This window comes from Azospirillum sp. A1-3, assembly GCF_023806445.1.
Classification (GTDB): domain Bacteria; phylum Pseudomonadota; class Alphaproteobacteria; order Azospirillales; family Azospirillaceae; genus Azospirillum.
The window spans coordinates 2,143,390-2,168,015 of sequence record NZ_JAMSLU010000001.1 but is presented as its reverse complement, the minus strand read 5'-3'; the positions used below and the strand labels follow the sequence as shown (position 1 = coordinate 2,168,015).

Genomic DNA, 24,626 nt, shown 5'->3' with positions numbered 1-24,626 from the left:
GGGCGACAAGATGCCAAGCACCCCCCTCATCTCGATCCGCGCCACGGCCCTGACCGAGAGCGGGCTTTTCAAGGGTACACACGCCTTGGACTGCCCGCTTTGGCGCGACGGCCGGAACGTGACCTTCAAAGACGGCGGCCCGGAGAAAGTCGCTGGCTGGGTCTCGGTCGCCGACAGCGGCGCGGCTGGCGTCGTCCGGGGCGCCGATGCCCTGCAGGACGAGGCCGGTGTCAGCCGCGTGTTCTTCGGCGACCAAACGAAGCTCTACGCCTGGAACGGCGCGACCGTCTCGGAACTCGGCACCGGCTACACCGGCTACGAGGACGAGACCTCGACCCACCCGGCTACGGCGTGGAGCTTCGAGCGGTTCGGCAACTGGGAGCTGGCGACGAACGGAAAGGACGCGCCACAGATTTGGAAGGGCACTGGCAGCTTTGGACCGCTGGCCGGCGTCAACTTCTCGACTGCGGAGATCCTTGTGCGCCGCGGTCCGCACATCCTGGCGTTCAATCTCACGGGCTGGGCTGCCGGAAACGGCAAGTCGACCTTCGCCTGGTGCGATGCGGACAACCCGGAGACGTGGACGACGACATCGACCAACTCGGCCGGCGACCTTCCGATCCGCGACATGGATGGCGAAATCAAGGCCGCTGTGACCTGGGGCGAGAACATCGCGGTCTTCGGCAAGGCCGACATGTACGTCGTGTCGTACACCGGCGCCCCGTACTATTTCGGCGTCCAGCCGGCGTTGAAGGGCATCGGCGCGGTGGGCAAGATGTCCATCGCCGAAGTCAACAGGATCCTCTACGGCTTTGGGCCGCAAGGTGTCTGGAAGACCGACGGCGTGACCTGCGAGTACCTCGACACCCCGGCCCTTCGGTCGTGGATTGCCGAGAACCTCGACACCACGCAGCTGTCAAAAGTCTGCGCCACATACGATGCCTCGACGGAAACGATCCGCTGGAGCCTGCCGACGACCGGGACCGGCGAGCCGACGGTGACGATCGCCTTCCGCGTGCCGAACGCATCGTGGTCCATCGAGGACTATGGCCGCAGCGCCTGGGTTCCGAGGTTGGGGGCATTCCGCTATCCGATCGGGATCAGCACTGACGGCAAGCTCTGGACGCATAACGTCGGCGTGGATGCGGGGGCTGGGGTGCCGATGACGGCCTATGTCCAGACCCGCCCGTTCGCCGCGGACGATGCCCGCGCCTGGAGCTACATCGACACCCTGTCTCTGCAGCTCCGCCGGCTGGCGGGGGTCGTCAAAGTCAGGCTCGGCGGGCAGGCCAACCTCGATAACGCGCCGTCATGGTCCGACTGGCTCGCGGTGGACGACGGCTTCGAGCCGATCCGCCTGCGCAAGTCCGGCCGGTTCCTGACGCTGGAGCTTCGCAGCGACACAGTTGGGGCCGATTGGGCAATGAGCGGCTTCGACCTTTACGGCTCTCGGGGAGGGCGCATCTGATGGCAATCCTGCCGATCCGCGGCGCCAACGAGCCGGCGGAGAAGTACCTTGACCGGCTGATGCCGCCGCTGCGCGAGGCTATCGGGGCACTGACCCCCGGACCCACCAACACGGTGTCAGACGGCGCCGGTAACGTGTTCGTCTCTCTGCCTGCGCCGGCTGGCGTGGTGCCGAAGCTCGACCGGGCCGGAAAGATCGTCAAGATCGACACCGAGAACTTGGTCGACGGCGCGGTCGGCCTGGCCCAGACTGATATTCCGACGCTCGTCCTGGCGAACAAGGCGGTGATCGGCGACGCCATCGTGTTGAGCCTGCTTGCTGGCGACATCGAGGCCATCGAGGCCCGCATCGACAACCTGATCGTCAACGACGCCAACATCGCTAACCTGTCGGCCGACAAGATCACGGCCGGCGACATTGCCGTAAACCTCAACCTCTACGCCGCCAACATCTTCGGCGGGCGCATCGCCATCACCGGTGGATCGCAGCAGCTCGCCTATTTCCAGACGACGGCCGGGACATTCGCCGGCCGCTTCGAACAGCAGGGCACGGGCGGCGGCGTCAGCGTCATCTGCAACAACGGCAGCTTCGCCGGCAACGGCCTGGACGTACAGACCAGCGGCACCGGCAAGGGGATAGCGGCGAACTCTGCCGGCGGCTATGCGGTGCACGGCGTCAGCGCCACAAACGACGCAGTCCGCGGCGAGTGCGGCGACGGCACGCACTCCGGCGTCTATGGCCGGGGTGGCGCGAACGGCGTCTACGGAACCGCAGCCAACACGGGCGCTCGTGGCGTCTACGGCTACCACACGGGCAGCAGCGGCACCGGTGCGCCGGGCGATGCAGGGGTCTGGGGAAAGAGCGACGGCGGCTATGGCGTTGTGGGACAGGGTGACAGGGCAGGCGTCTACGGCAGCGTGACCGGAGGCGGATATGGCGGCCAGTTCCGCGCCGACAGCGGCGTCTCGCTCTACGCGCAGAAGTTCGGATCGTCTGGCACCCTGGCGCAATACTACGTCGCCAACAGCAGCTACAGCGGCAGCCTGCACGCAATCATGTGCGACCGATCGGGGACATCGGCCTACAATTTCTTGGTCTGCCAGTCGAACTTCGCGTCTGGCGCCGACACCGAATTCGTCGTCAACGGCGCCGGCCAGGTCGCAGCAGACGGCGGCACCACCATGTCGAGCCCTGCTGACTACGCCGAGTATTTCGAGAGCCTGTCGGGAGAGGAAATCCCGGTTGGGACCACGGTGGTGCTCGACGGCGAGAAAGTCCGGCCGGCAACGGATGCGGACGACCCCGACGACATCATCGGCGTCATCCGGCCGGTGGGAACCTCAACCGTCGTGGGTGCCGCCGCCTGGAACCATTGGTCGGGGAAATACCTGCGGGATGCCTACGACGCGCCGATCCTCGACGCCGACGGAGCCCGCATGCTGAACCCCGACTTCGACCCCGACCGGGCCTATGTGCCGCGCGAGCAGCGGCCGGAATGGGTCATCGTCGGCCTGCTCGGTCAGGTCGCCTTAACCGCTGGCCAGCCGGTCAACCCCCGCTGGCGCAAGCTCGCAGACGCGAGCACCGATGTGGAGCGCTGGTTTATCCGATGAGCAGCTTCAACGAACAGTGGGCGCGCTGCGAGCCATGGCTGGCGGCGGCGCTGGAGCATGCCCACGGCACTCACACCACGGACGACATCCGGGAGGGGTGCCTCGCCGGGAACCTGCAGTTCTGGCCGGGCAAGTCGGCGGCAATCGTCACCGAAATCTGCACCTATCCGCAGCTGAGGGCCGTGAACTTCTTCCTCGTCGGCGGCGACATGGAGGAGCTGCTCGCGATGGAGCCGGTGATTGTCGCCTGGGCGAGGAGCCTGGGATGCACCCGCTCCCAATGCGGCGGCCGGCCGGGCTGGGAAAGGGTGCTGAAGGACTATCGGCGCGCGTGCGTCGTTCTTGAGAAGGAAATCTGAGCATGTCCAAGGGCGGCAAGTCGCAGACGGTGCAGAACACCTATCCCCCGGAAATCATGGCCGCGATCACCAACAATGTTGGCGTCGCAAACGACATCGCGTCCAAGCCGTTCGCGGGATACTATGACTATTCCAAGGGCTTCAACTCCGACAACTACATGGCGCAGAACCAAGATGTCGCGAAGGGGTATCAGGACTACCTGACCAACTTCAAGAGCAACGGCGCCGCGTTCGACCCCAGCGCATACCTGAAGAACTACGGCGACGTGGCGGCCGAGGCAAAGAAGTACGTCGGGTCCGGTAGCCAGTTCGAGACCCCGGAAGCCTATGCCCAGTGGCATTACGACAACTATGGCAAGAACGAAGGCCGCACGGGCAGCGTGGCGGGCGCAACCCCCATGTCGGCAGCCGACTACGCGCTCCAGCACTGGAACACGCAGGGCCAGACGCAGGGCCGGACTGGAGGCTATGACACGCGGCAGCTTGTCGCTGGGCTGAACGGCGATCAGCAAGCCGGTTTCGACCTGACGCGGCAGATGGCCGGGACCGGGGCGAATTTCCTCCAGAACGGCTTCGGCTGGGGCAAGGCCAACGACATGGCCACCAGCTTCAACGCGCGCGACATCGCGGCCGGCCAGCTGAAGGATACGAACCTCAACGACTACATGAGCCCGTACATCTCGGACGTCGTGAACACCACGGCGGGCCAGATCAACCGGCAAAACCAGATCGCGCTGCAGAACGTCGGGTCGCAGGCCATGAGCCAAGGCGCATACGGCGGCAGCAGGCAGGGCGTAGCGCAGGCTGAGACGAACCGCGCTTACGGCGACACGCTCGCCTCGACCACGGCCAACCTCTACAACACCGGCTTCCAGAACGCCCAACAGGCAGCCCTGGCCGACATCGGCAACCGCCTGGAGGCCGACCGGGCAAACCAGTCCAAGGATCTCAGCGTCGGGCAGATCAAGCTCGCGGCGATCCGGCAAATGCAGGACAGCGCCACCGCCAGGAACAACGCGCTGCTCGGCCAGCAGCAGTACGACACGAACCGGGCCAACGCGATGCTCGGGATCGGCGGGCAGCAGCAACAGCAGCAACAGGCCCAGCTTGACAGCCAGTATGAGCAGTATCTGCGCAGCATTGGCTACCCGGTGGACATGCTGAAGGTGCGGCAAATCCCGCTGAATGGCGCCCTGCCCAGCACGCAGACCAGTTCCGGCGGCAGCGGCGGCAGCGTCGCCAACACGCTGGGCGCCGTGGGCAGCGCCGCCTCCGGCGTGGCCAGCATCGCAGGCCTGTTCGCTTTGTGCTTTGCCCCGGACACGCCGGTTGAGATGGCCGACGGCACCACCAAACCCATTGCCGAGGTGCGGATCGGCGATGAGACGCGCGGCGGTCGGGTGTACAGCATCATCTCCGCCGATGGTTCTGGGGCGGATTGGTTCGATTACGGCGGGGTGCGGGTCACGGGGTCGCATGCCGTGCATGAGGGTGGCCGGTGGGTGCGCATTCGTGACAGCGCCGGGGCGATACCGGCGAGCGGCTGCCCGGTCTTGCACAGCATCAGCACGGCCCGCCATGAGATTTGGGCGAACGGCATCCTGTTCACCGACCATGACGAGGTTGACCGTACCGATCCGGTCTATGCCGGCCTGTACGACGCTACCCTGGCACAACTCAACGCGGAGGCCGCGTAATGTACGGCGACAATGAGCCCCTGCTTGGCGGTGGCAGCAACAAGTGGGTGCAGGCGCTCTCGCTCCTTGGCGCCACCCTTCAGGACGTAGGCGGCTCGCTCAACGGGCGGTCCCCCAACGCCCTGCTCGGCGCTATGGCGATGCAGGAGAAGATGCGCCAGCAGCAGAGGCAACAGGCCGAGCAGGCCAGTCAGCAATCCGCCCAGGCGGCGCTTCTTGGCGGACTGGACCCCACCACCGGCATCACCTGGAACCAGCCCCGACAGGGCACCAGCGAGGCCGACCAGAAGGCGCTGTTCATGCGGGCGTTCCCGGAGGCGGGGGCGAAGGCTGCGGCTGCGTCGCTGTTCCCGAAGCCGTCGCCGTGGGAGGATATCCCCTTGGCCGGTGGCGCCGCTCAGCCCGCGGCCGGCGCGCCCCCGCTGCTGGGCGGCGGCCAGCCTCCCGCGTCCGCTCCGCTGCTAGGGGCCGGAAGTGGCGGAACGACGACGCAGCCGCGCACGCCGATTTCCGCCACTCCCATCGACGCAATGGGTGCGCCGCTCGGGATCCGAAACAACAACCCCGGCAACATCCGGGTCAGCGAAATCCCGTGGAACGGCAAGGCCCCGGGTGGGGAAGGCGGCTTCGAGCGCTTCAACACGCCGGAGGATGGCGTCTCGGCCCTGGCGCAAAACCTGCTGTCCTACCAGGACAAGCATGGGCTGAACACCATAGAGGGCATCATCAATCGGTGGGCGCCCGCTTCCGACAACAACAACGTGGGCGCCTACGTGGCGTCGGTGGCGCAGAAGACCGGTCTTGACCCGAAGGCCCCGCTGAACCTCCGTGACCCGTCTGTGATGAAGCCGCTCGTCTCCGCGATCATCCAGCACGAGAACGGACAGCTGCCGTATGATCCCAGCGTGATCGAGCGGGGCATTGCGTCCCGCTTGCAACCGGGCGATCAGCGGGTTCAGGTCGCCCAGGCGAACACGGGGACGATGACCGATGCTGGACCAGCGGCGATGTTTGCGCCCCAAGCTGCCCCACAGCCAGCACCCGCCGCCCCCATGGCGCAGCCCGGTCGCGGCCCGACCGTCGGCGTCCGCCGGAACCGGGAAACGGGCGACGTGCAGTATTACGACACCACCACGCGGATGCCTCTGGCCGCCCCGCCCACGGGCTTCCGCTACACGCCCAACGGCATGGAGGTTGACCCGGCATACCTCCAGGCGGAGCTGCAGCTGCGCGCGGCGTCTCGACCGCAGACGAACGTCACCGTCAACGGCCAGAACGAAGGCGCCAAGACCGCCTACGAGCTGACCGCCAAGGGGTGGCAGTCTGCGGACGAAGCCGCTCGTTCCGCCAACCGGCGCGAAGGGCTGTTGCAGACCTTCGAGGCGGCGCTTCCAGCTTTCCGCACCGGAGCAGGCGCCGATACCCGCCTGAGGGCGCAGCAGGCGCTGGAAGGGATCGGCGTCAAGTTCGACAGCACGGCGCCCGGCGAGGTGCTGCAAAGCATCCAGAAGCGCATTGAGCTGGAGAACACGCCGCGGGGGCAGGGGGCCATCACGGAGAATGAGCGCGGTCTCGTTCGCGACGTGAACAACCTGTTCGGCAGCACTCCGGAAGGCGCGCAGTTGCTGATTGCTGCCACCCGCCAGCTTGACGGCTACGACCGTCAGGTTGCCGAGGTCTATCGCGAGAGTGCGCGCCGTAACGGTGGCATTCCCAACCCGCTGGAGGTCAGCGAAGGCGTCTCGAAGCTTCCCCCGCCGCTGGACCCGCAACTCCAGCAGCAGCTTATGGCGATGGCGCAGCAGGCAAAGGGTGGGGCGGCTAAGGCGGCAGCGCCTGCGGCCCCGCAAGCCCCCAGCCGGGCGGACATTGAGGCGGAGTTGCGCCGCAGAGGGAAGCTGTGATGACCGATCTGACCAAGCTGTCCGACGATGAGCTGATGGCCCTCTACCGGCAGCCGGCGCCCAGCGCGCCGGCCTCGCCGGACCTCTCGCGCATGTCGGATGACGATCTCATGGCGCTCTACCGGCAGACGCAGCCGATGGGCGCCGGCGATGTGGCGCGGGACGTCGCCAAGTCGGCGGCAGTCGGCGCCCAGCGTGGCGTCGGCTTCGCCGTCGGCGCCCCGACGGACATTTGGCAGGCGCTGGACCGCGGCTGGCAATGGGCCGCCACCACGGCCGGGGAGAAGCTCGGGATCCTCTCACCGGACGCGGCGGCGAAGCTACGCCAGCCGATGCCGGGCGAGGAGTACCGGTTCGGCTCGGAGGGCATCAACAAGGCCATCGCGGACGTGTCGGGGGACTACAAGCCACAGACCACGGCCGGCGAATACGCCAAAACTGGCCTTGAGTTCACCTTGCCGGCCATCGGCGGCGGCATCGGCAACGCCATCAAGTTCGGAGCGTTGCCGGGGGTGGCGAGCGAGACGGCTGGGCAGGCCACAAAGGGAACCGCTCTGGAGCCGTGGGCGCGAGCCGGCGCGGCACTGCTGACCGGCAGCGGGGCGGCGCTTGCCTCCCGGACGCCGAACGCCGGCCGCATCGTCCAAGACGCCATGCCCGGCGTCTCGCCGCAGCAGATCGGCGAGGCGCAGTCTCTCATGGCTGAGGCGGCCACCCGGGGGATGCCCCTGACGCTGCCGGAGGCCATGCAGCAGGTCACCAACGGCGGGACGAAGCTGGCGGATGTGCAGCGCGTGGTCGAAGGCTCCCGCAAGGGCGGCCAGATCATGAAGGAGTTCTACGCCGGCCGGGCGGCGGGGAATGATGCCGGGGTGCGGCAGGCCCTGGACGGCATCGCCCCGCCCAACATGGCCCCGACGGAGATTGCGCCCCGGGTGCAGGCTGCCGCCGCTGGCGAGCTTGCCGACACCCGCAAGGCCATCAACGACGCGGCTCGCCCCTACTACGACGCGGCGGAGCGGGCGCTCCCGCCGAGCCAAGACCCGGTTGGGCTGACGATCGGCGCCCGCGCCGACCTGGGGCCGCTCGTTACGGATCCTCAGGTGCAAGCGGCCATCAAGGGCGCTCGCTCGCACCCGGTCCTGGGGGCGGAACTCCAGAACGCACCGGATGACGCCTTCCGCGTTCTGGACGCCGCGAAGAAGTACGCCGACGACGCAGCCTCTTCGGCTCGCGCCGGCGGGCAGAACGAAGCTGCGGCAGCATGGGGGAACGTGGCTCAGCGCATCCGCAGCGGCGCCACCCAGGCGGGGCCGGATGCCTACCCCAGCTATGGGGAGGCGCTGCGGATCGGCCGGGAAGGGCGCGAACAGGTCCTGGCGCCCCTGGAGCGGTCCCCCACCGGCCAGCTTGCCAGTGCCGAGACGTTCCCCGAACAGGCCCGCATCATCCTGAACCCCAACCCGCTGCCGAACAGCCATCGGCAAGTCGGTGAGGCGGTGCGGGCCGTTGCAGCCCGAGACCCTGACGCAGCCCGTGATCTGGTCCGCACCCAACTGGAGCAGGTCTTCAACGAGACCACGCAGCGCCTGGTGTCTGGTGAGAACCAGTGGGGCGGCGCCAAATATGCGGCGGTGCTGGCCGGCAACCCCCAGCAGGCCAAGAACCTGGAGGCGGCCTTGCTGGCCTTGCCGCGCGGTATGGAGGCTTACAGCGGCTTCCGCAAGACGCTGGATGTGTTGGAGGCGCAAGGCCGCCGGCAGCCCATCGGCTCGCAGACGGAGTTCAACCGGCTGCTGACCGAAGACCTGGGGAAGGGCGGAAAGGGTGAAATTGGCGCGCTTCTGATGTCGCCCGCGAAGCTCGGCGGCTTCCTCTCGGACGCCTATTCGCAGCTCCGCTACGGTCGCAACACGGAGACGCTGGCCCGGCTATTCACGTCCCCGGACGGGATTGCCCAGGCGTCGAAACTGTCCGGCCTGGACCCCACCAGCATCCAGGCGCAGGGCATCGTCGCGCGGATGCTGATCGGGGCGAACACTGGCGCACGCAGCCAGAGCGTCGGCAATACGCCGCAACTCCCGGCGCCGCAGCGCTGACCGCCAGTCCTGAACCTTCATCCACAGGAGCGTGACCAAGTAGGCGACGCCGGCCCCGATGATCCCCGGAACCACGGGGTTCGGCGCCCACCGCTCGGAGATGTTCCAAGCGATGAAGCCCAGGACGATAGACGCCTGAACAAGCTTCAGCATGACGGGCCGTCCTTCGTGGCGGTGGCAGTCAACCCTGCGCCGTCCTCTTAACCTGCCCGGCACCTTTCCACAACCGGTAAGCGGTAGTCGCTACCCAAGCGGCGCCGACCCCCACGGCGACCGCGGCAATCGTCCGCTCGCGGTCGCTCGCCCCCACGCCATCCATCCCCGCCCACACCACGCAGCCGACCAGCGCGGCCACGGCACATTGCGCCACTTCGCCCAGCGTCACGCCATCCTCCCGATTGCAGACAGTCCAGTCCAAGGTAACACGGGGCTGGGCCTATGAGTATTGGGGTATGCGCGGACAAGCCGCGTCTTTTTGCGGTCGGGGTGCGTCAACAGAGGATCCCGATATGACCAAGCCCGTTTCCCCCGCGGCCATCGACCTTGTGAAGCACTTCGAGGGGCTGTTCCTGAACGCCTATCTCTGCCCAGCGGGCGTGCCCACGGTGGGGTATGGCCACACCAAGGGCGTCAAGATGGGGCAGCGCATCAGCCGCCAGCAGGCCGAAGAGTTCCTGGCCGCCGATCTGGCCGAAGCCGCCGACGCTGTCGACCGGCTGGTCTCTGTCCCGCTGACCGATGCCCAGCGCGGCGCGCTTGCCTCGTTCGTGTTCAATCTCGGCCCGGCCAGCCTCGCCGGATCGACCCTGCTGCGGCTGCTGAATGCCGGCGCGTCCATGGAGAGCGTGGGAGAGCAGTTCGGCCGGTGGGTAAACGCCACCGTCGGCGGGGTGAAGAAGCAGCTCCCCGGCCTCGTCGCCCGGCGGTCGGCGGAGAAGGCGCTGTTCCTGGGCGCGAAGTAGCCCGTCACCAAAGTCCAAACCCGGAATTCCAAGTTTGGCCGCCCGGCATCCCGCCCGGCGGCTTTTTCATGCCCGAAGGAGGGGCAAAGCACATGGACATGAACGAGATCCTGAAGGGCGGCCAGCTGGCCGGCAAGCGCAAGCTGGTCATGGGCGTGGTCGCCGTCGTCGCCATCGCCGGGGCTTACCTCGTGGGGGATGCCAGCCTCATCGACGCGGCGCAGAAGATGGCGATGCTGCTGCTGGGGTCGTGAGTGCTGGACGTGCGAAAGGCCGCTCCGGTGAGGGGCGGCCCGTCCAAGCCATAACTGTGACGTGTCACAGTATCAGGGGTCATTTGGTGCGTGTCGCAGCAACATCTGCGGAACACGGCCTAGGCAAATCAACGGTTCCAGCGGGCACGCTGTGGCTGCCGCATTCCGGCCTGACGCTGAACGGCGGCGTGCGACTCTGCCACTGGTACCACAAGACGGCGGTCGGCCATGCGGCGGGCGCCGACGTGAAGACCGACATCACCTGGCACGGCGACCGCGCGGCGCATTTCGTCAACAATATGATGAGCCAGGGCGCCGCGCTGATCGACACCACCGGCGTCGTGACCCTGCGCTGCCTGGAGAGCTGAACGGGGGAGGATGATCCCTCCTCTCTCCTGCATCCCCTCACAAAATCCGGAGACTTCGATCCATGGCCTATGCGTCCAAGGATTTGAGCGTGCTCGCCTATGCGAACGGCTTCACGCTCTGGCACTACACCACGCACGACGTGGCAACCGACGTCGACACCGCCGGCTATTTCAACGGCGCGGCCGACCTGCTGCGGGTGGGCGACATGCTGCTGGCCAACTGCGCGGTCGGCGGCGCCACGCCGGCCACCGGCGTGCTGGTGGTGGTGGCCAGCGCCAACGGGGCGGTGGATGTCACCAACCTGACGCCGTTCGGCAGCGCCAACAGCGACTGATCCGCCGAAGGGGGAGGGCGCCGCACCTCGACAATAGAGGGCGGCGCCTTCCCGGAACCCTGGAAAGGGAGACCCGTCATGGCCCTGACCGCCATCGGCCTGTGCGGCCGTGCGCTGATCAAGCTCGGCGCCACCGCCATCGCTTCCTTCGACGACGGCTCCGCCGAGGCGGAGGTCGCCGCCGCCCTCTATGCGCCGACGCGCGACGCGCTGTTGTCGGCCAATGCCTGGAGCTTCGCCAGCGTGCAGGCGACGCTGCCGCGGCTGGCAGAGCCGCCGGTCGCCGATTATGCCTGCGCCTTCCAGCTGCCGGCCGATTTCCTGCGGGCGCTGGGGGCGGGAGGCGACGGGCGGGGGCGCGGCCTGTCCTATCGCATCATCGGCCGGACGCTGCTGTGCGATGCCGGCGCCGTCACCCTGTCCTACATCGGCTGCCCGGCGGAGGAGGAGTTTCCCGCCTTTTTCGATCAGGCGCTGATCGCCCGGCTCGCCGCCGAGTTCTGCATCCCGCTGACCGAAAGCTCGACGCGGGCGGAGCTGCTGGCCCAACTGGCCGAGAGCGAGTTCCGCCGCGCCCGCCAGATCGACGCCCAGCAGGACAGCCAGCCCGGCTTCGAGGACTTCACCCTGATCGATGCTCGGGCATGATGGGGAGGGCGTGATGGGACGGCTGCATCAGGTCAAGACCAACTTCACCGCCGGCGAGGTGTCGCGCCGCCTGCTGGGGCGCGGCGATCTCAAGGCCTATGACAACGGCGCGCTGGCCCTGCGCAACCTGTTCATCGATCCGACCGGCGGGGTTACGCGGCGGTCGGGGCTTGCCTTCACCGCGCTGGCCCGTGGCGACGGCCGGCTGGTGGCGTTCGAGCGCAATGCCGAGCAGACCTATCTGCTGGTCTTCACCGACGGCTGGATCGACGTGTTCCAGGGCGGGACCAAGCTGGCCTCGGTTGCCGCACCCTGGACGTTGACGCAACTGGCGCAGATCACCTGGACGCAGAGCGCCGACACGCTGCTGGTCTGCCATCCCGACCTGCCGCCGCGCAAGCTGACGCGCGGCGACGATGGGGCGTGGACGCTGGCGGAGTGGGCCTTCGCCGTCGAGGGGGAATTGGTGCGCACGCCCTTCCACCGCTTCGGTGATCCGGCGGTGACGGTGACGCCGTCCGGCACCAGCGGGGCGATCAGCGTCAACGCCTCGGCCCCGGTGTTCGACCCGCGCCACGACGGCACCCGCATCCGCATCAAGGGCAAGCAGTTGCAGGTGACCGGCGTGGTGTCGGCAACGCAGGTCAACGCGACGGTAAAGGAGGCATTGGCCGACACCCAGCCGACGACGCAATGGGAGGAGCAGGCCTTCTCTGCCTTGCGCGGCTGGCCGGTGTCGGCGGCCTTCCATCAGGACCGGCTGGTGATCGGCGGGTCGCGCGACCTGCCCAACCGGCTGTGGCTGTCGCGCTCCGCCCAGATCTGGAACTTCGACCTGGGCGAGGGGCTGGACGATCAGGCCATCGAGTTCGGTATTCTGTCCGATCAGGTCAACGCGGTGCGCGCCGTCTTCTCCGGCCGGCATCTGCAGGTCTTCACCTCCGGCGCCGAATATATGGTGACCGGCGATCCGCTGACCCCGCAGAGCATGCAGGTCAACCGGCAGACGCGCATCGGCTCGCCGATGGATCGCGCCATTCCGCCGCGCGACGTGGAGGGGGCGACGCTGTTCGTGCCGCGCAACCGGCGCGAAATCCGCGAGTTCCTCTATACCGACACCGAGGCGGCCTATCAGGCCAACGATCTGGCGCTGCTGGCCCGCCATCTGGTGGCGAGCCCGCGCGACCAGGATTACGACCAGAACCGCCGGCTGCTGTTCGTGGCGATGGAGGACGGCACGCTGGGGGCGCTGACCGCCTACCGGGCGGAGGACGTCACTGCCTGGACCCTGCTGGAGACCGACGGGGCGGTGCGCTCCGTCGCCGCGGTGGGGGACGAGGTCTATGCGCTGGTGGAGCGGCGCGGCGTCTGGACCGTCGAGCGGTTCGACGACGCGCTGAACCTCGACGCCGCGATCACCGGCGAAAGGGGTGAGGCAACCGCGGTGTGGGGCGGGCTGGCGCATCTGGAGGGGCGGGCGGTCGCCATCATCGCCGATGGGGTGATCCGCAACCCCGCCACGGTGCAGGCCGGCAGCGTCACGCTCGATCCGCCGGCGCGCAAGGTGGAGATCGGGCTGCCTTACACCCACCGGATCGAGCCGCTGCCGCCCAACCTGCTGGGGCAGGCGACCGGGGCCGACATCGTTCGGCTGGTCGCCGTCACCTTCCGGCTGGAGGAGACGGCGGCGCTGCGCGTCGATCTGGGGCGCGGGTTGCAGGAACTTCCGCTTCACCGGCTGGGGCCGCAACCGGCCGGCGGGGTGCCGCCGCGCGTGTCCGGCGACCGCCGGTTGCGGGCGCTCGGCTGGCGCTATGACACCGATGTCCCGCTGTGGCGCATCGAACAGGATGCGCCGCTGCCTTTCACGCTGCTTTCCGTGACCATGGAATTGAAGGTGAATGACTGATGGGTGGAATCACTCCCCTCGTGACCACGGCGCTGCCGCTGGCGAACTCCGTCATCGGCACAGTGCGCAATGCCGGTGCCGGCCAGTCCAGCGCCGCCGCGCAACAGGCCGCAGCCCAGCAAGCCGCTGCCGAGCTTGAGTACAAGCGTCAGCAGGACGCGGCGCAGGCTGCCGCCGCCCAGGCTGCGCTGGAGCAGAAATACCGAGAGGAAGCGGCGGCGGCCGAACGCAGCGCCCAGGCCGCCGCCGCCGCCCGCCAGCAGCAGGCCCAGCTGGAGGCCGAGGCGCAGGCCCGCCAGTGGAGCCATGACGCCGAGTTGCGGCAACGGGAGGAGGAGCTGCAGCGCCAGAAGGACGAGGCCGCCGCTGCGGCTGCGGCGGCGGCGCGGGCCAAGGAGATGGAGGATTACCGCGGATCCCAGGAACAGACGCTGGCCCAGTTGCGCGCCAGCCAGGAGGAGGCGGTCCGCGCCAAGGAAACCGACGCGCAGACCCAGCTGGCGCAGCTGACCGCCGCGGCGGACGCCGCCGAACAGCGCCGGCTGGCGGCGTTGCGGCAGGCGGTCAGCAAGACCCGCGCCGGGCTGGGCGCGCGCGGCGTCACCGCGCAGGACGGCTCCGGCGAGGCGATCCTGTTGGGGCTGACCAATTCCAGCGAGACCGAGCGCAAGGATGCCCAGGCGACCGACCAGCTGAAGCGCGCCGCCATCCAGCAGAGCCTGGACGAGGCCAAGCGCCGCAACCTGCTGGAGTTGTCGCAACTCGCCGACCGGCAACGGCTGGAGTACATGAGCAAGTTCTTTTGAGGAACGGCTCCATCAACCGGAGACCCCCTGATGACCACGTCGCTTCTCATCCCGCGTGGGACCCCGCGCGTACAGTATCTCGCCGATGGCATGCAGCGGGTCTTCACCTACCCGTTCCCGATCTTCGCCGACGAGGATCTGCAGGTCTTCCTGGGCGCAGCACTCCAGAGCACCGGCTATGCCGTCGGTGGGGCCGGCGCCAGCGCTGGCGGGGCGGAGACCTTCGCTACGGCGCCGGCGGAGGGGACCGTCGTTCTGCTGCGCCGCCGGCTGCCCATCGAACGGCGCAGCGATTTCGGCGAGAGCGGGCCGCTGCCGGCCTCCGCCCTCAATGGCGAGCTGGACCGGCTGACGGCGATGCTCCAGCAGGTGGCGGGCGACCAGGAGCTGATGCTGCGCTATGGCGACAGCGACTTGCCAGCCTCGCCGCTGTTGCCGGAGCGGGCCTTGCGCCAGGGCAAGCTGCTGGCCTTCGACAGCGCCGGCAATCCGACGATCCGCCCACCGGTGGACGAGGAGGCGCTGGCGACCTATGTGCCGCCGGGGGCCGGGGCCACCGCCCGGCCGGTGCGCGACAAGCTGGCCGACCTCGCGTCCGTGAAGGATTTCGGCGCGGTGGGCGACGGGCTGGTCGATGACACGCTGGCCCTGCAGACGGCGCTGACCTCCGCCCGCGCGGTGTTCGTGCCGCCGGGGACCTACCGCATCGCCAACACGCTGACGCTCGGCCATGGGCAGACGCTGTACGGGGTGGGGCAGGGGTCGGTGATCCATGGCGCCTCCAACGGCTTCGACCTGATCCATCTGCCGGACGGCTACGCCACCCTGTCGGGCCTGCGGCTGGAACAGGGCAAGGCGGGGGTACGGCTGTTCGGGCGCGACGGGCCTTGCGTGCAGAACAGCCTGACCGACCTGACGCTGTGGGAGCCGGAAGTCGGACTGGTCTTCGATGGCTACATCGACCCGAACCTGCCCTGCTATTGGAACAACATCGCCCGCGTGCTGGTGGCGCGGCCGTCGCGGCATGGGGTGTGGCTGACGCGGACGGGGGCGGGCGACACGCCGAATGCCAATCGCTTCCACGCCGTGCGGGTCTATTCGCTGTCGGCGCCGATGAGCGGCTGCGGTTTCTTCGTCGAGCAGGGGCGCTTCAACAACGCCTTCTTCGATTGCGAAGCCAATCTGTGGCCGGAGGCGGAGGCCTGTTTCCGCGTCGGTGCCGTCACCGACAAGACGCTGATCGTGAATTTCTACGCTGAATCGCTGGGCGCCCTGCCGAACCTGCAGCTGGATGCCGGGTCGGTGGAGACGGCGATCGTCAACCTGTTCTCCGCCGCCGCCGGGCCGGCGATCCTCGACCGCTCCGGCGGGCAGTACACGGCGGTCAATGCCGGCTATCCGGAGAAGAACCGGCTCCAGCGCAGCCGCGTCACCGAACTGGTGGTGGAGGCTCTGCGCTATGACACCGAGTATGTGGAGCCGGCCACCGGCGGGGTGGTGGCGCTGGACCTGACCAGCTCGGTCTATCTGGCCAGCGCCTATGGCGGGGCGGTGGAGTTGCGGCTACCCAAGGCCGGGGACGCCAACGGCCATGCGGTGACGATCAAGCGCACCGATGCGTCGACCAACCCGCTGACGGTGACGGAGACCGGCGGGCCGGGGCCGGACGGACGGGTGCTGTCGCTGGGCAACCGGTACGACTTCGTCACGCTGGTGTCGAACGGTGCCGGCTGGTGGATCGTCGCCGGCAACAGCCAGCCGGGCAACGCCCACTATCACGACACCCCCGGCCTGTTCGAGCCGGACCTGAACCAGCAGCTCTATCTGGTCAGCGCCTGGAGCGGGGCGGTGGAGGTGCGGCTGCCGGTGCCGTCGGCCCCGCATGCGGTCGGGCGGACGGTCACCGTCAAGAAATCCGACACCGGCGGCAACCGCGTCACCGTCACCCAGGCCGGCGGCGGCGGGCCGGACAGCGAAGCCATCGCGCTGACCGCGCAGGGCCATGCGGTGACCGCGATGTCGAACGGCGCCGGCTGGCACATCCTGGGGCGGAATCCATGACGGGGAAGGACGACGACAGCTTCGCCGGCTTCGTCGATGGCTGGAACGAAATGGTGGAGCTGAAGACCCCCGCCCATCATGCGCGGATGGCCGGCTGGCTGGAGGAGCATATGGCCGGGCCGAACCGGCGGATGCTGCTGATGGCCTTCCGCGGCTCCGGCAAATCGACGCTGGTCGGGCTGTTTGCGGCCTGGCTGCTGTTGCGCGATCCCAACCGCCGGCTGCTGGTGCTGGCCGCCGACCTGAAGCTGGCGATGAAGATGGTGCGCAACGTCAAGCGCATCCTGGAACGCCATCCCGGCTGCAGCCATCTGAAGCCGCCGAGCAAGGAGCGCGACCAATGGGCGGCCGACCGCTTCACCGTGGTGCGGCCGACGGAACTGCGCGACCCGTCGATGGCGGCGGCGGGCATAGGCGGCAACATCACCGGCAGCCGCGCCGACGTGGTGATCTGCGACGACGTCGAGGTGCCGCGCAACGCCGACACCGCGGTGAAGCGCGCCGCATTGCGCGAGCGTCTGTCGGAGCTGGAGTATGTGCTGGTGCCGGGCGGAGCGCAGCTCTATGTCGGCACGCCGCACGCGCAGGACAGCCTCTATGCCGAGGAGACCGACGACGGCAGCCCGCCCTTTCTCGACGGGTTCGAACGGCTGGTCCTGCCGGTCTACACCGAGGATGAGCAGGGCAAGCGCACCTACACCTGGAAGGAACGGTTCGGCGAGGCGCATGTCGCCCGCATCCGCAAATCCACCGGCCCCAACAAATTCACCAGCCAGATGCTGCTGCGCCCGGTCAGCGTCGCCGATGGGGTGCTGAATGTCGACAATCTCGGCCGATACGACGCGGAGTTGGAGTATCGCGAGGCGCTGGGCCGCGCGGTGCTGACGCTGGACGGGGTGAAGCTGGTCTCGGCCACCTGCTGGTGGGACCCGGCCTTCGCCCGGCCGGCGGGGGAGGGGGACGGCAGGGTGAAGAGCGGTGACGGCAGCGTGGTCGCCGCGGTCTTCGCCGGGGAGGACAAGCGCCTCTACCTGCACCGGGTGCGGTATCTCGCCGTCGATCCCAAGGCGCCGGAGACGGAGGCCGACCAGCAATGCCGGCAGGTCTCCCGCTTTCTGGCCGACAACCATCTGCCGGCGGTCCACATCGAGATCAACGGCATCGGCCGCTTCCTGCCCGGACTGCTGCGCGAACGGCTGCGCAACGACCGGCTGGCCGCCGGGGTGGTGGAGGAGTTCAGCCACACGCCCAAGGTCCGCCGCATTTTGGAAGCCTTTGACGCCCTGCTGGCCGACCGCCGCCTGCTGGCCCACCGGCAGGTCTGGGAAACGCCGTTCATCCGCGAGATGCGCGACTGGCGGCCGGACGGCCGATACCGCGGTCCCGACGACGGGCTGGACGCGGTGGCCGGCTGCCTGGGCGCCGAACCCTACCGCTTCGACCGCAGCACCGCCCCGTCCGACCGCCGCGCCGACTGGCGCGGTGCGGGTGCGATGATGGCGGAGGCGGATTGGGAGCTTTGAGTCGATTCCTCACCACACGAACGGGAGACCCCGATGCATGATGCCCTGACTGGAGGCCTGGATCTCGCCTGGTGGATCACCGCGGTCGAGTTGCCGGCGATGGGCGGGCTGTTCTGGCTGATCGCGCGGGTGCGCAAGGATGCGGACAGCGCGCTGGACGATCTGCGCAGCCGCGCCGAGGAGGCCCAGGCGCAGGTGCGCGAGAGCCTTGCCGCCTACAAGCTGGAGGTCGCGAAGACCTATGTCTCCTTCGCGACGCTCAAGGACGTGGAACAGCGCCTGACCGACCATCTGCTGCGGATCGAGACCAAACTCGATTCGGGCTTCATGCCGTTCGAGGGCGGGCGGCGCTGACCGGGGCCTTGACCTTGACCTTGCGGGCCGGCTCAGTCGGCGTGGTGGATCATCGCCTGATAGATCTTCCAGGCGACCTCGACCGACACGCCGCCGGCCCGCGCGCCGGCAGCCAGCATGGTGGCGCTCGGCTTCAGCGGGACCGCGGTCTGACCCGGTTCGCACAGCGCGCCCATGGCGGTGACCGAGCCGCCCAGTTCCGCATCGCAGGGCTGGGTCTTCTTCATCAGGCTCATGGAAATCGCGTTCATGGCGGGTCCTCCGTTGACTTGGAACTGTCACAGCAAAAGCGGTGCCAACCGGTGCGAACGGCCTGAAGTCAGGGAATCGCGGAGGTTGAGAGGGCGAAGCGACCGATCCGGCGGAGAAGGACGCCGCCGAATTTCAAAAATACCCGCAAAATGCCGAATAGTTTCGAGTGTGCTTTGCAAAATGCAACGCCCGAAGCGTGCGGAATTGCATTCGGAGAGACGATCTTGCGTTGTGCCGCGGCGAGCAGAGCGGGGCGTTTCCAAGGTACTGCGACGCTGCGGCTTCGAGGTCTCTGGCCGGTGGCCGCGCGTTGCGTTAGTGTCCCACCGTCATGACCGACCGCATCATTCATCACATGTGCCGCGCGGACGAGTGGGACGCCGCCCGCCCGGCCGGCCGCTATCCCGGCTCGTCCCAGGATGTCCAGGACGGCTTCATCCATTTCTCGACCGCCTCCCAGGTGGTGGAGAGCGCCGCCAAGCACCGCGCCGGCCAGGACGGCCTGCTGCTGCTGACGGTGGACGCCGACCGGCTGGGCGATGCCCTGCGCTGGGAGCCGTCGCGCGGCGGGCAGCTGTTCCCGCACCTCTACGGGCCGCTGCCGGTGGATGCCGTGCTGCGGGTCGATCCGCTGCTGCTGGGACCGGACGGGCGCCATGTCTTCCCGGCCGGCTTTCCCTTCACCCTTCAGGACCTCGTTCCGTGATCGACCTCTATCCGCTTGCCGGGCCGCTGCTGTTCCGCTTCGACCCTGAGACCGCGCATGGCCTGACCATCAAGGCGCTGAAGTCCGGACTGGTCCCGCCGGCCCGCGGCAAGGACGAGCCGGCGTTGCACACCCGCGTCTGGGGGCTGGACTTCACCAACCCGGTCGGGCTGGCCGCCGGCTTCGACAAGAATGCCGAGGTGGTCGACGCCATGCTGAACCTGGGCTTCGGCTTCGTCGAGCCCGGCAGCGTCACCCCGCGGCCCCAGCCCGGCAATCCGCGCCCCCGCCTGTTCCGGCTGGTGGAGCAGCGCGCGGTCATCAACCGCATGGGCTTCAACAACGAGGGGCTGGAGGCCTTCGCCCAGCGGCTGGAACGCCGCCGCGACTCCGGCAAACGCGCGCCCGGCATCGTCGGCGCCAACCTGGGCAAGAACAAGGACACGGTGGATGCCGCCGACGATTATGTGATCGGCGTGCGCCGGCTGGCGCCGCTGGCCGACTATCTGGTCGTCAACGTCTCTTCCCCCAACACGCCGGGCTTGCGCGCGCTCCAGGGCCGCGACCCGCTGCGCGCCCTGCTGGAACGGGTGCTGGAGGCGCGGGCGTCCTGCGGCCTGACCCGCAACCCGCCGCTGCTGCTGAAGATCGCCCCCGACCTGACGGTGGAGGACAAGAGCGACATCGCCGCGGTGGCGCTGGAGAGCGGCATCGACGGGCTGATCGTCTCCAACACCACCATCGCCCGGCCCGACAGCATCCCGGCGGCGATGCGCAGCGAGGCCGGCGGCCTGTCCGGCGCGCCGCTGTTCGAAGCCTCCACCTCCGTCCTGCGCGAGATCTACGCGCTGACCGGCGGCAAGCTGCCGATCGTCGGCGTGGGCGGTGTCGCGACCGGCGAGGACGCCTATGCCAAGATCCGGGCCGGCGCGTCGCTGGTACAGCTCTATTCGGCGATGGTCTATGCCGGGCCGGCGGTGGTCCACCGCATCCGCAGCGAGCTGGCGGAACTGCTGCGCCGCGACGGCTTCCGCTCGGTCGCCGAGGCGGTGGGGGCGGATCACCGCTGAGGGATCACCGCTGAGGGTCCGCAGGATGCGGCGGGCAGGAGCGTAGCATTAACGGATCGTCAAGCGGGTGTCCCGACAGTGGGACCTAGGGTTGGGACACCCGCGCGGTTCCGTGTCATGCTCCTGCCAGAGGCTGCGCACCCGTGAAGGCCCTGACCGCCGACCTCCGCCCCGGAACCGCCGCCTCATCCGCGGCCGTTCCCTTCACCCCGGTTCCCGCGATGACCCTGCTGACGCACCTCGTCTATGCGCTGGCCTATCTGATCGCCGGGGTTTCGGCCGGTGCGGCGCTGTGGGCGCTGCGCCCGGAGGCCGATCCGCTGGTGGCGTGGCTGGCCGGCGCGCTGGTGGTGCTGGCCGGCGCCCTGGTCCATGACGTGGTGACGCGGCTGGAGCGCGAACGCAGGGCCACCCGCCGTATCGCCCGCCTGAACGACCGGGTGGAGGAGCTGGCCCATCTGCTGGAACAGCGGCTCGCCGCCGATCCCGGCGCCCAGCCCAACGGTGGCGTCCGCTACGACGCGGTGATGCAGGAGGTGAAGCTTCTGCAGTCGCTGGTCGCCCGCCTGACCGAACGGCGCGCTCCGCGTCCGCCGGCCGCAAGTGCCGAGCGCCGTCCCGCGCCGGCCCCGTCCGCCGCCGCGCCGTTTGCTACTTCTCAGGCCGCGCCGGTGGCGGCGCCGATGGACGACGCCGCGGTGCTGGAGGCGGTGCGCGACGCGCTGAAGGCCGACCGCATCGACGTCTATCTCCAGCCCATCGTCAGCCTGCCCCAGCGCAAGCACCGCTTCTACGAGGTGTTCTCGCGCGTGCGGGCCGCCGACGGGCAGCAGATCATGCCCGACCGCTATCTCGACATCGCCGAGCGCGAGGGGTTGATCGCCACCATCGACAACCTGCTGCTGGTCCGCTGCGTCCAGCTGATCCGCGAGACGGAGCGGCGCCAGCACGCCATCGGCTTCTTCGCCAACATCTCCGCCGCGACGCTGGCCGACGCGGAGTTCATGCGCCAGTTCCTGAACATGATGGCGCAGAACCACGCCCTGGTGCCGAAGCTGGTGTTCGAGCTGAGCCAGCACGACCTGCGCGTCGGCGGGGCGGTAACGATGGGCATCCTGTCGCAGCTGGCGCGGCTGGGCTTCCGCTTCTCCATGGATCAGGTGACCGACCTCGCCATCGACCTGGACCGGCTGCTGCGCCACGAGTTCCGCTGCATCAAGCTGGACCGCGCCCTGGTGCTCGACCCCGCCAATGCCGGGCGCATCCGCGAGCTGCGCCACCGCTGCGCCGCCGAGGGCATCGACCTGATCGTCGAGAAGATCGAAACGGAGAACCAGCTGGTCGAGGTGCTCGACACCGGCTTCGACTTCGGCCAGGGCTACCTGTTCGGCGAACCGCGGTTGAGCCGGAAGCCGGAGTGAGGCGTGTAGGCAAGTGCCTGCCAAGGAACCAATGCCGAGTTGTGGCGGCATTGCAGCGTTGGTCTGTCCACACCCTTGATTTCCGCCACCGCGCTTGACATTCCCCCACGCGGCGATGGAAATTTCGCGTTCCCGGCCAAGTCCGGGCACCCGATGCGGGTGAGACCAACACTAGTGAAATGGTGACTTCGGTGACGTCCAACATCGCCATCACGCTGCCCGACGGCAGCGTGCGGGAGTTCGACCGGCCGGTGACGGGGCTTGAGATTGCCCAGTCCATCGGTTCGCGCCTGGCCAAAGATGCGCTTGCCGTCAAGATCGACGGCACGGTGAAGGACCTCACCACCACCGTCACTACCAACGCCAAGATCGAGATCGTCACGCGCACCCACGCCGACGCTCTCGAGGTCATCCGCCACGACGCCGCCCATGTGCTGGCCGATGCGGTGCAGAAGCTGTATCCCGGCACGCAGGTCACGATCGGCCCGTCGATCGCCACCGGCTTCTACTATGACTTCGCGCGCGACGAGCCGTTCACGCCCGAGGATCTGGAGAAGATCGAGGCGAAGATGCGCGAGATCGTCGGGGCCGACATCCCGATCGTGCGCGAGGTCTGGGACCGTGACGAGGCAATCGCCTACTTCAAGAAGCTCGGCGAGCATTACAAGGCCGAGCTGATCGAGGCGATCCCGCAGGGCGAGCCGGTGTCGATCTACCGCCAGGGCGACTGGCTGGATCTGTGCCGCGGACCCCATGCCATGACGACGGCCAAGGTCGGGCAGGGCTTCAAGCTGATGAAGGTGGCCGGCGCCTATTGGCGCGGCGACAGCCGCAACCCCATGCTCCAGCGCATCTACGGCACCGCCTGGCGCGACGAGAAGGAGTTGAAGGCCTACCTGCACCAGATCGAGGAGGCGGAGAAGCGCGACCACCGCAAGCTGGGCAAGGAACTGGACCTGTTCCATGTGCAGGAAGAGGCGGTCGGCTCGGTCTTCTGGCATCCGAAGGGCTGGACGCTCTACCAGACGCTGGAAACCTACATCCGCACCAAGCTGAAGGCCGCCGGCTATGTCGAGGTCAAGACGCCGCAGCTGATCGACAGCTCGCTGTTCAAGGCGTCCGGCCACTGGGACATGTATGGTGACAACATGTTCAAGGTGGAGGCCGACGGTGGCGAGAAGCTGCTGGGCATCAAGCCGATGAACTGCCCCGGCCATGTCCAGATCTTCCGCCACGGCCTGCGTTCCTACCGCGACCTGCCGATCCGCATGGCGGAGTTCGGCGCCTGCCATCGCAACGAGCCGTCGGGCGCGCTGCACGGCATCATGCGCGTTCGCGCCTTCACCCAGGACGACGCCCACATCTTCTGCACCGAGGATCAGGTGCAGAGCGAGGCGGCCGAGTATTTCAAGCTGCAGCTCGGCGTCTACAAGGACCTGGGCTTCGACAAGATCTCGGTGAAGCTGGCTCTGCGTCCGGATGTCCGCACCGGCGCCGACGAGCTGTGGGACCGGGCCGAAGGGGCGCTGGCCCAGGCGCTGCGCGACGCCGGGCTGGAGTATGAGGAGCTGCCGGGCGAGGGCGCCTTCTATGGTCCGAAGGTGGAATTCCACCTGACCGACGCCATCGGCCGGACCTGGCAGTGCGGCACGCTGCAGTACGACCCGAACCTGCCGGAACGACTCGATGCCAGCTATATCGGTGAGGATGGCGCCCGCCACCGGCCGATCATGTTGCACCGGGCGATTCTGGGGTCGATGGAGCGCTTCATCGGTATGCTGATCGAGCATTACGCCGGCAAGTTCCCGCTGTGGCTGTCGCCGGTGCAGGTCACCGTCGCCACCATCACCAGCGAGGCCGACGGCTATGCCGAGGAAGTGGCCAAGCTGTTGAAGCGCAAGGGCCTGCGCGTCGAACTCGACACCCGCAACGAGAAGATCAACCTGAAGGTCCGCGAGCACAGCCTGCAGAAGGTTCCCCTGATGCTGGTTGTCGGAAAGCGGGAAGCAGACGAACGGACGGTCGCGCTCCGCGTGCTGGGCGGCAAGGATCAGGAAATTCTTGCCCTCGACGCCGCCGTGGCTAAACTGGTTGAGGAAGCGAGATCGCCTGCCGGCGAAACCGTGACCGATTCGCCGTTTTAACCGACCGCGCGACGCCGCCGGCCCTCCTCTGGACGGCCGGCTTCCGCGTGGTTTCAGACCATGGAGAAGCGTCCATAGCCAGGATCCCGTCCGAAGCCGCCCCGACCCGCGAAGGCCCGCGGGTTAACCGGGAGATCTCGGCTCGTTCCGTTCGTCTCGTCGGTGCCGACGGCGAGATGATCGGGGTGGTGTCGTTGCGCGATGCTCTGCTGGCCGCTGAGGATGCCGGTCTCGATTTGGTCGAGATCGCTCCCCAGGCGGAACCGCCCGTCTGCAAAATCCTCGACTATGGCAAGTTCAAGTACGAGGCGCAGAAGAAGGCGAACGAGGCCCGCAAGAAGCAGAAGATCATCGAGGTCAAGGAGATCAAGCTCCGGCCGAACATCGATGACAACGACTATGACGTGAAGATGCGCTCGGCGCGCCGTTTCCTTGAGGAAGGTGACAAGGTCAAGGTGACCCTGCGCTTCCGCGGCCGTGAAATGGCGCACCAGGATCTGGGTATGAATGTGCTGGTTCGCGTCCGCGACGAACTGACCGAACTGGCGAAGGTCGAGCAGATGCCGAAGCTCGAAGGCCGCCAGATGGTCATGGTGCTGGCTCCGCGCTAACGCGGGGTGACGTTACGAAAAAGGCCCGTCCGGGATGCCGGACGGGCCTTTTTTTGCGTGGT

21 protein-coding genes and 1 pseudogene are annotated in these 24,626 nt (G+C 68.1%); 21 read left to right on the top strand and 1 reads right to left on the bottom strand.

Features of this window, described 5'->3' with window-relative positions; genetic code table 11:
- The first annotated feature begins 10 nt into the window (after nucleotides 1-10).
- The 16 genes and pseudogenes from M5E06_RS10325 (at nucleotide 11) to M5E06_RS10250 (ending at nucleotide 18,360) form a co-directional block, all read left to right on the top strand.
- The gene (locus M5E06_RS10325) at nucleotides 11-1,468 is read left to right on the top strand and encodes a hypothetical protein (RefSeq protein ID WP_252138089.1); all 1,458 of its coding nucleotides are present in this window, start codon (nucleotides 11-13) and stop codon (nucleotides 1,466-1,468) included.
- Nucleotides 1,468-3,081 (top strand): peptidase G2 autoproteolytic cleavage domain-containing protein, encoded by a 1,614-nt coding sequence (locus M5E06_RS10320; protein WP_252138088.1) that lies wholly within the window; start codon nucleotides 1,468-1,470, stop codon nucleotides 3,079-3,081. The genes M5E06_RS10325 and M5E06_RS10320 overlap by 1 nt, the downstream gene beginning before the upstream one ends.
- Nucleotides 3,078-3,440, top strand: a complete 363-nt coding sequence (locus M5E06_RS10315; RefSeq protein ID WP_252138087.1) for a hypothetical protein — start codon at nucleotides 3,078-3,080, stop codon at nucleotides 3,438-3,440. Before M5E06_RS10320 ends, M5E06_RS10315 begins: the two co-directional genes overlap by 4 nt.
- A 2-nt stretch (nucleotides 3,441-3,442) precedes the next feature.
- The gene (locus tag M5E06_RS10310; RefSeq protein ID WP_252138086.1) at nucleotides 3,443-5,137 is read left to right on the top strand and encodes a Hint domain-containing protein; all 1,695 of its coding nucleotides are present in this window, start codon (nucleotides 3,443-3,445) and stop codon (nucleotides 5,135-5,137) included.
- Nucleotides 5,137-7,041 (top strand): hypothetical protein, encoded by a 1,905-nt coding sequence (locus M5E06_RS10305; protein ID WP_252138085.1) that lies wholly within the window; start codon nucleotides 5,137-5,139, stop codon nucleotides 7,039-7,041. The genes M5E06_RS10310 and M5E06_RS10305 overlap by 1 nt, the downstream gene beginning before the upstream one ends.
- Entirely contained in the window at nucleotides 7,041-9,140 is a 2,100-nt protein-coding gene (locus tag M5E06_RS10300; protein ID WP_252138084.1) for a hypothetical protein, read from the top strand. Before M5E06_RS10305 ends, M5E06_RS10300 begins: the two co-directional genes overlap by 1 nt.
- Before the next feature lie 509 nt (nucleotides 9,141-9,649).
- Entirely contained in the window at nucleotides 9,650-10,102 is a 453-nt protein-coding gene (locus M5E06_RS10295) for a lysozyme (protein WP_252138083.1), read from the top strand.
- A gap of 92 nt (nucleotides 10,103-10,194) precedes the next feature.
- Complete coding sequence (locus tag M5E06_RS10290; protein ID WP_252138082.1) at nucleotides 10,195-10,356, top strand: hypothetical protein; 162 nt, start codon at nucleotides 10,195-10,197, stop codon at nucleotides 10,354-10,356.
- Between the two features lie 143 nt (nucleotides 10,357-10,499).
- Nucleotides 10,500-10,724, top strand: a pseudogene (locus M5E06_RS10285) (phage capsid protein); the annotation flags it as partial.
- A 62-nt stretch (nucleotides 10,725-10,786) separates the two neighbouring features.
- On the top strand, nucleotides 10,787-11,059 hold the full coding sequence (locus M5E06_RS10280) for a hypothetical protein (RefSeq protein ID WP_252138081.1): 273 nt from the start codon (nucleotides 10,787-10,789) through the stop codon (nucleotides 11,057-11,059).
- Nucleotides 11,060-11,137: 78 nt separating this feature from the next.
- Nucleotides 11,138-11,707 carry a phage connector family protein gene (locus M5E06_RS10275; RefSeq protein WP_252138080.1) on the top strand — a complete coding sequence of 190 codons (570 nt, stop codon included), beginning with the start codon at nucleotides 11,138-11,140 and terminating at the stop codon, nucleotides 11,705-11,707.
- 13 nt (nucleotides 11,708-11,720) lie between these two features.
- Entirely contained in the window at nucleotides 11,721-13,616 is a 1,896-nt protein-coding gene (locus tag M5E06_RS10270; protein ID WP_252138079.1) for a phage tail protein, read from the top strand.
- Nucleotides 13,616-14,422 (top strand): hypothetical protein, encoded by an 807-nt coding sequence (locus M5E06_RS10265; RefSeq protein WP_146203881.1) that lies wholly within the window; start codon nucleotides 13,616-13,618, stop codon nucleotides 14,420-14,422. Before M5E06_RS10270 ends, M5E06_RS10265 begins: the two co-directional genes overlap by 1 nt.
- Before the next feature lie 30 nt (nucleotides 14,423-14,452).
- Nucleotides 14,453-16,483, top strand: a complete 2,031-nt coding sequence (locus M5E06_RS10260) for a glycosyl hydrolase family 28-related protein (protein ID WP_252138078.1) — start codon at nucleotides 14,453-14,455, stop codon at nucleotides 16,481-16,483.
- Nucleotides 16,480-18,006, top strand: a complete 1,527-nt coding sequence (terL, locus tag M5E06_RS10255) for a phage terminase large subunit (protein WP_252138077.1) — start codon at nucleotides 16,480-16,482, stop codon at nucleotides 18,004-18,006. The genes M5E06_RS10260 and terL overlap by 4 nt, the downstream gene beginning before the upstream one ends.
- Nucleotides 18,007-18,039: 33 nt before the next feature.
- Nucleotides 18,040-18,360: a hypothetical protein gene (locus tag M5E06_RS10250; protein WP_109075942.1), complete on the top strand. Its 321-nt coding sequence runs from the start codon at nucleotides 18,040-18,042 to the stop codon at nucleotides 18,358-18,360.
- A gap of 32 nt (nucleotides 18,361-18,392) precedes the next feature.
- Here the strand turns inward: M5E06_RS10250 and M5E06_RS10245 are convergent, their stop codons facing one another.
- The gene (locus M5E06_RS10245) at nucleotides 18,393-18,611 is read right to left on the bottom strand and encodes a hypothetical protein (protein WP_252138076.1); all 219 of its coding nucleotides are present in this window, start codon (nucleotides 18,609-18,611) and stop codon (nucleotides 18,393-18,395) included.
- A 332-nt stretch (nucleotides 18,612-18,943) separates the two neighbouring features.
- On the opposite strand from M5E06_RS10245, the gene M5E06_RS10240 reads away from it, so the two are divergent.
- The 5 genes from M5E06_RS10240 to infC all read left to right on the top strand — a co-directional run bounded on the left by M5E06_RS10240 (nucleotide 18,944) and on the right by infC (nucleotide 24,564).
- Nucleotides 18,944-19,318: a DUF952 domain-containing protein gene (locus M5E06_RS10240; RefSeq protein WP_252138075.1), complete on the top strand. Its 375-nt coding sequence runs from the start codon at nucleotides 18,944-18,946 to the stop codon at nucleotides 19,316-19,318.
- Nucleotides 19,315-20,388 (top strand): quinone-dependent dihydroorotate dehydrogenase, encoded by a 1,074-nt coding sequence (locus tag M5E06_RS10235; protein WP_252138074.1) that lies wholly within the window; start codon nucleotides 19,315-19,317, stop codon nucleotides 20,386-20,388. The genes M5E06_RS10240 and M5E06_RS10235 overlap by 4 nt, the downstream gene beginning before the upstream one ends.
- A gap of 143 nt (nucleotides 20,389-20,531) precedes the next feature.
- Nucleotides 20,532-21,809: an EAL domain-containing protein gene (locus tag M5E06_RS10230; protein WP_252138073.1), complete on the top strand. Its 1,278-nt coding sequence runs from the start codon at nucleotides 20,532-20,534 to the stop codon at nucleotides 21,807-21,809.
- Between the two features lie 179 nt (nucleotides 21,810-21,988).
- Nucleotides 21,989-23,953: a threonine--tRNA ligase gene (thrS, locus tag M5E06_RS10225; RefSeq protein WP_252138072.1), complete on the top strand. Its 1,965-nt coding sequence runs from the start codon at nucleotides 21,989-21,991 to the stop codon at nucleotides 23,951-23,953.
- A gap of 83 nt (nucleotides 23,954-24,036) precedes the next feature.
- Nucleotides 24,037-24,564 (top strand): translation initiation factor IF-3, encoded by a 528-nt coding sequence (gene infC, locus M5E06_RS10220; protein ID WP_109075960.1) that lies wholly within the window; start codon nucleotides 24,037-24,039, stop codon nucleotides 24,562-24,564.
- Nucleotides 24,565-24,626 lie beyond the last annotated feature (62 nt).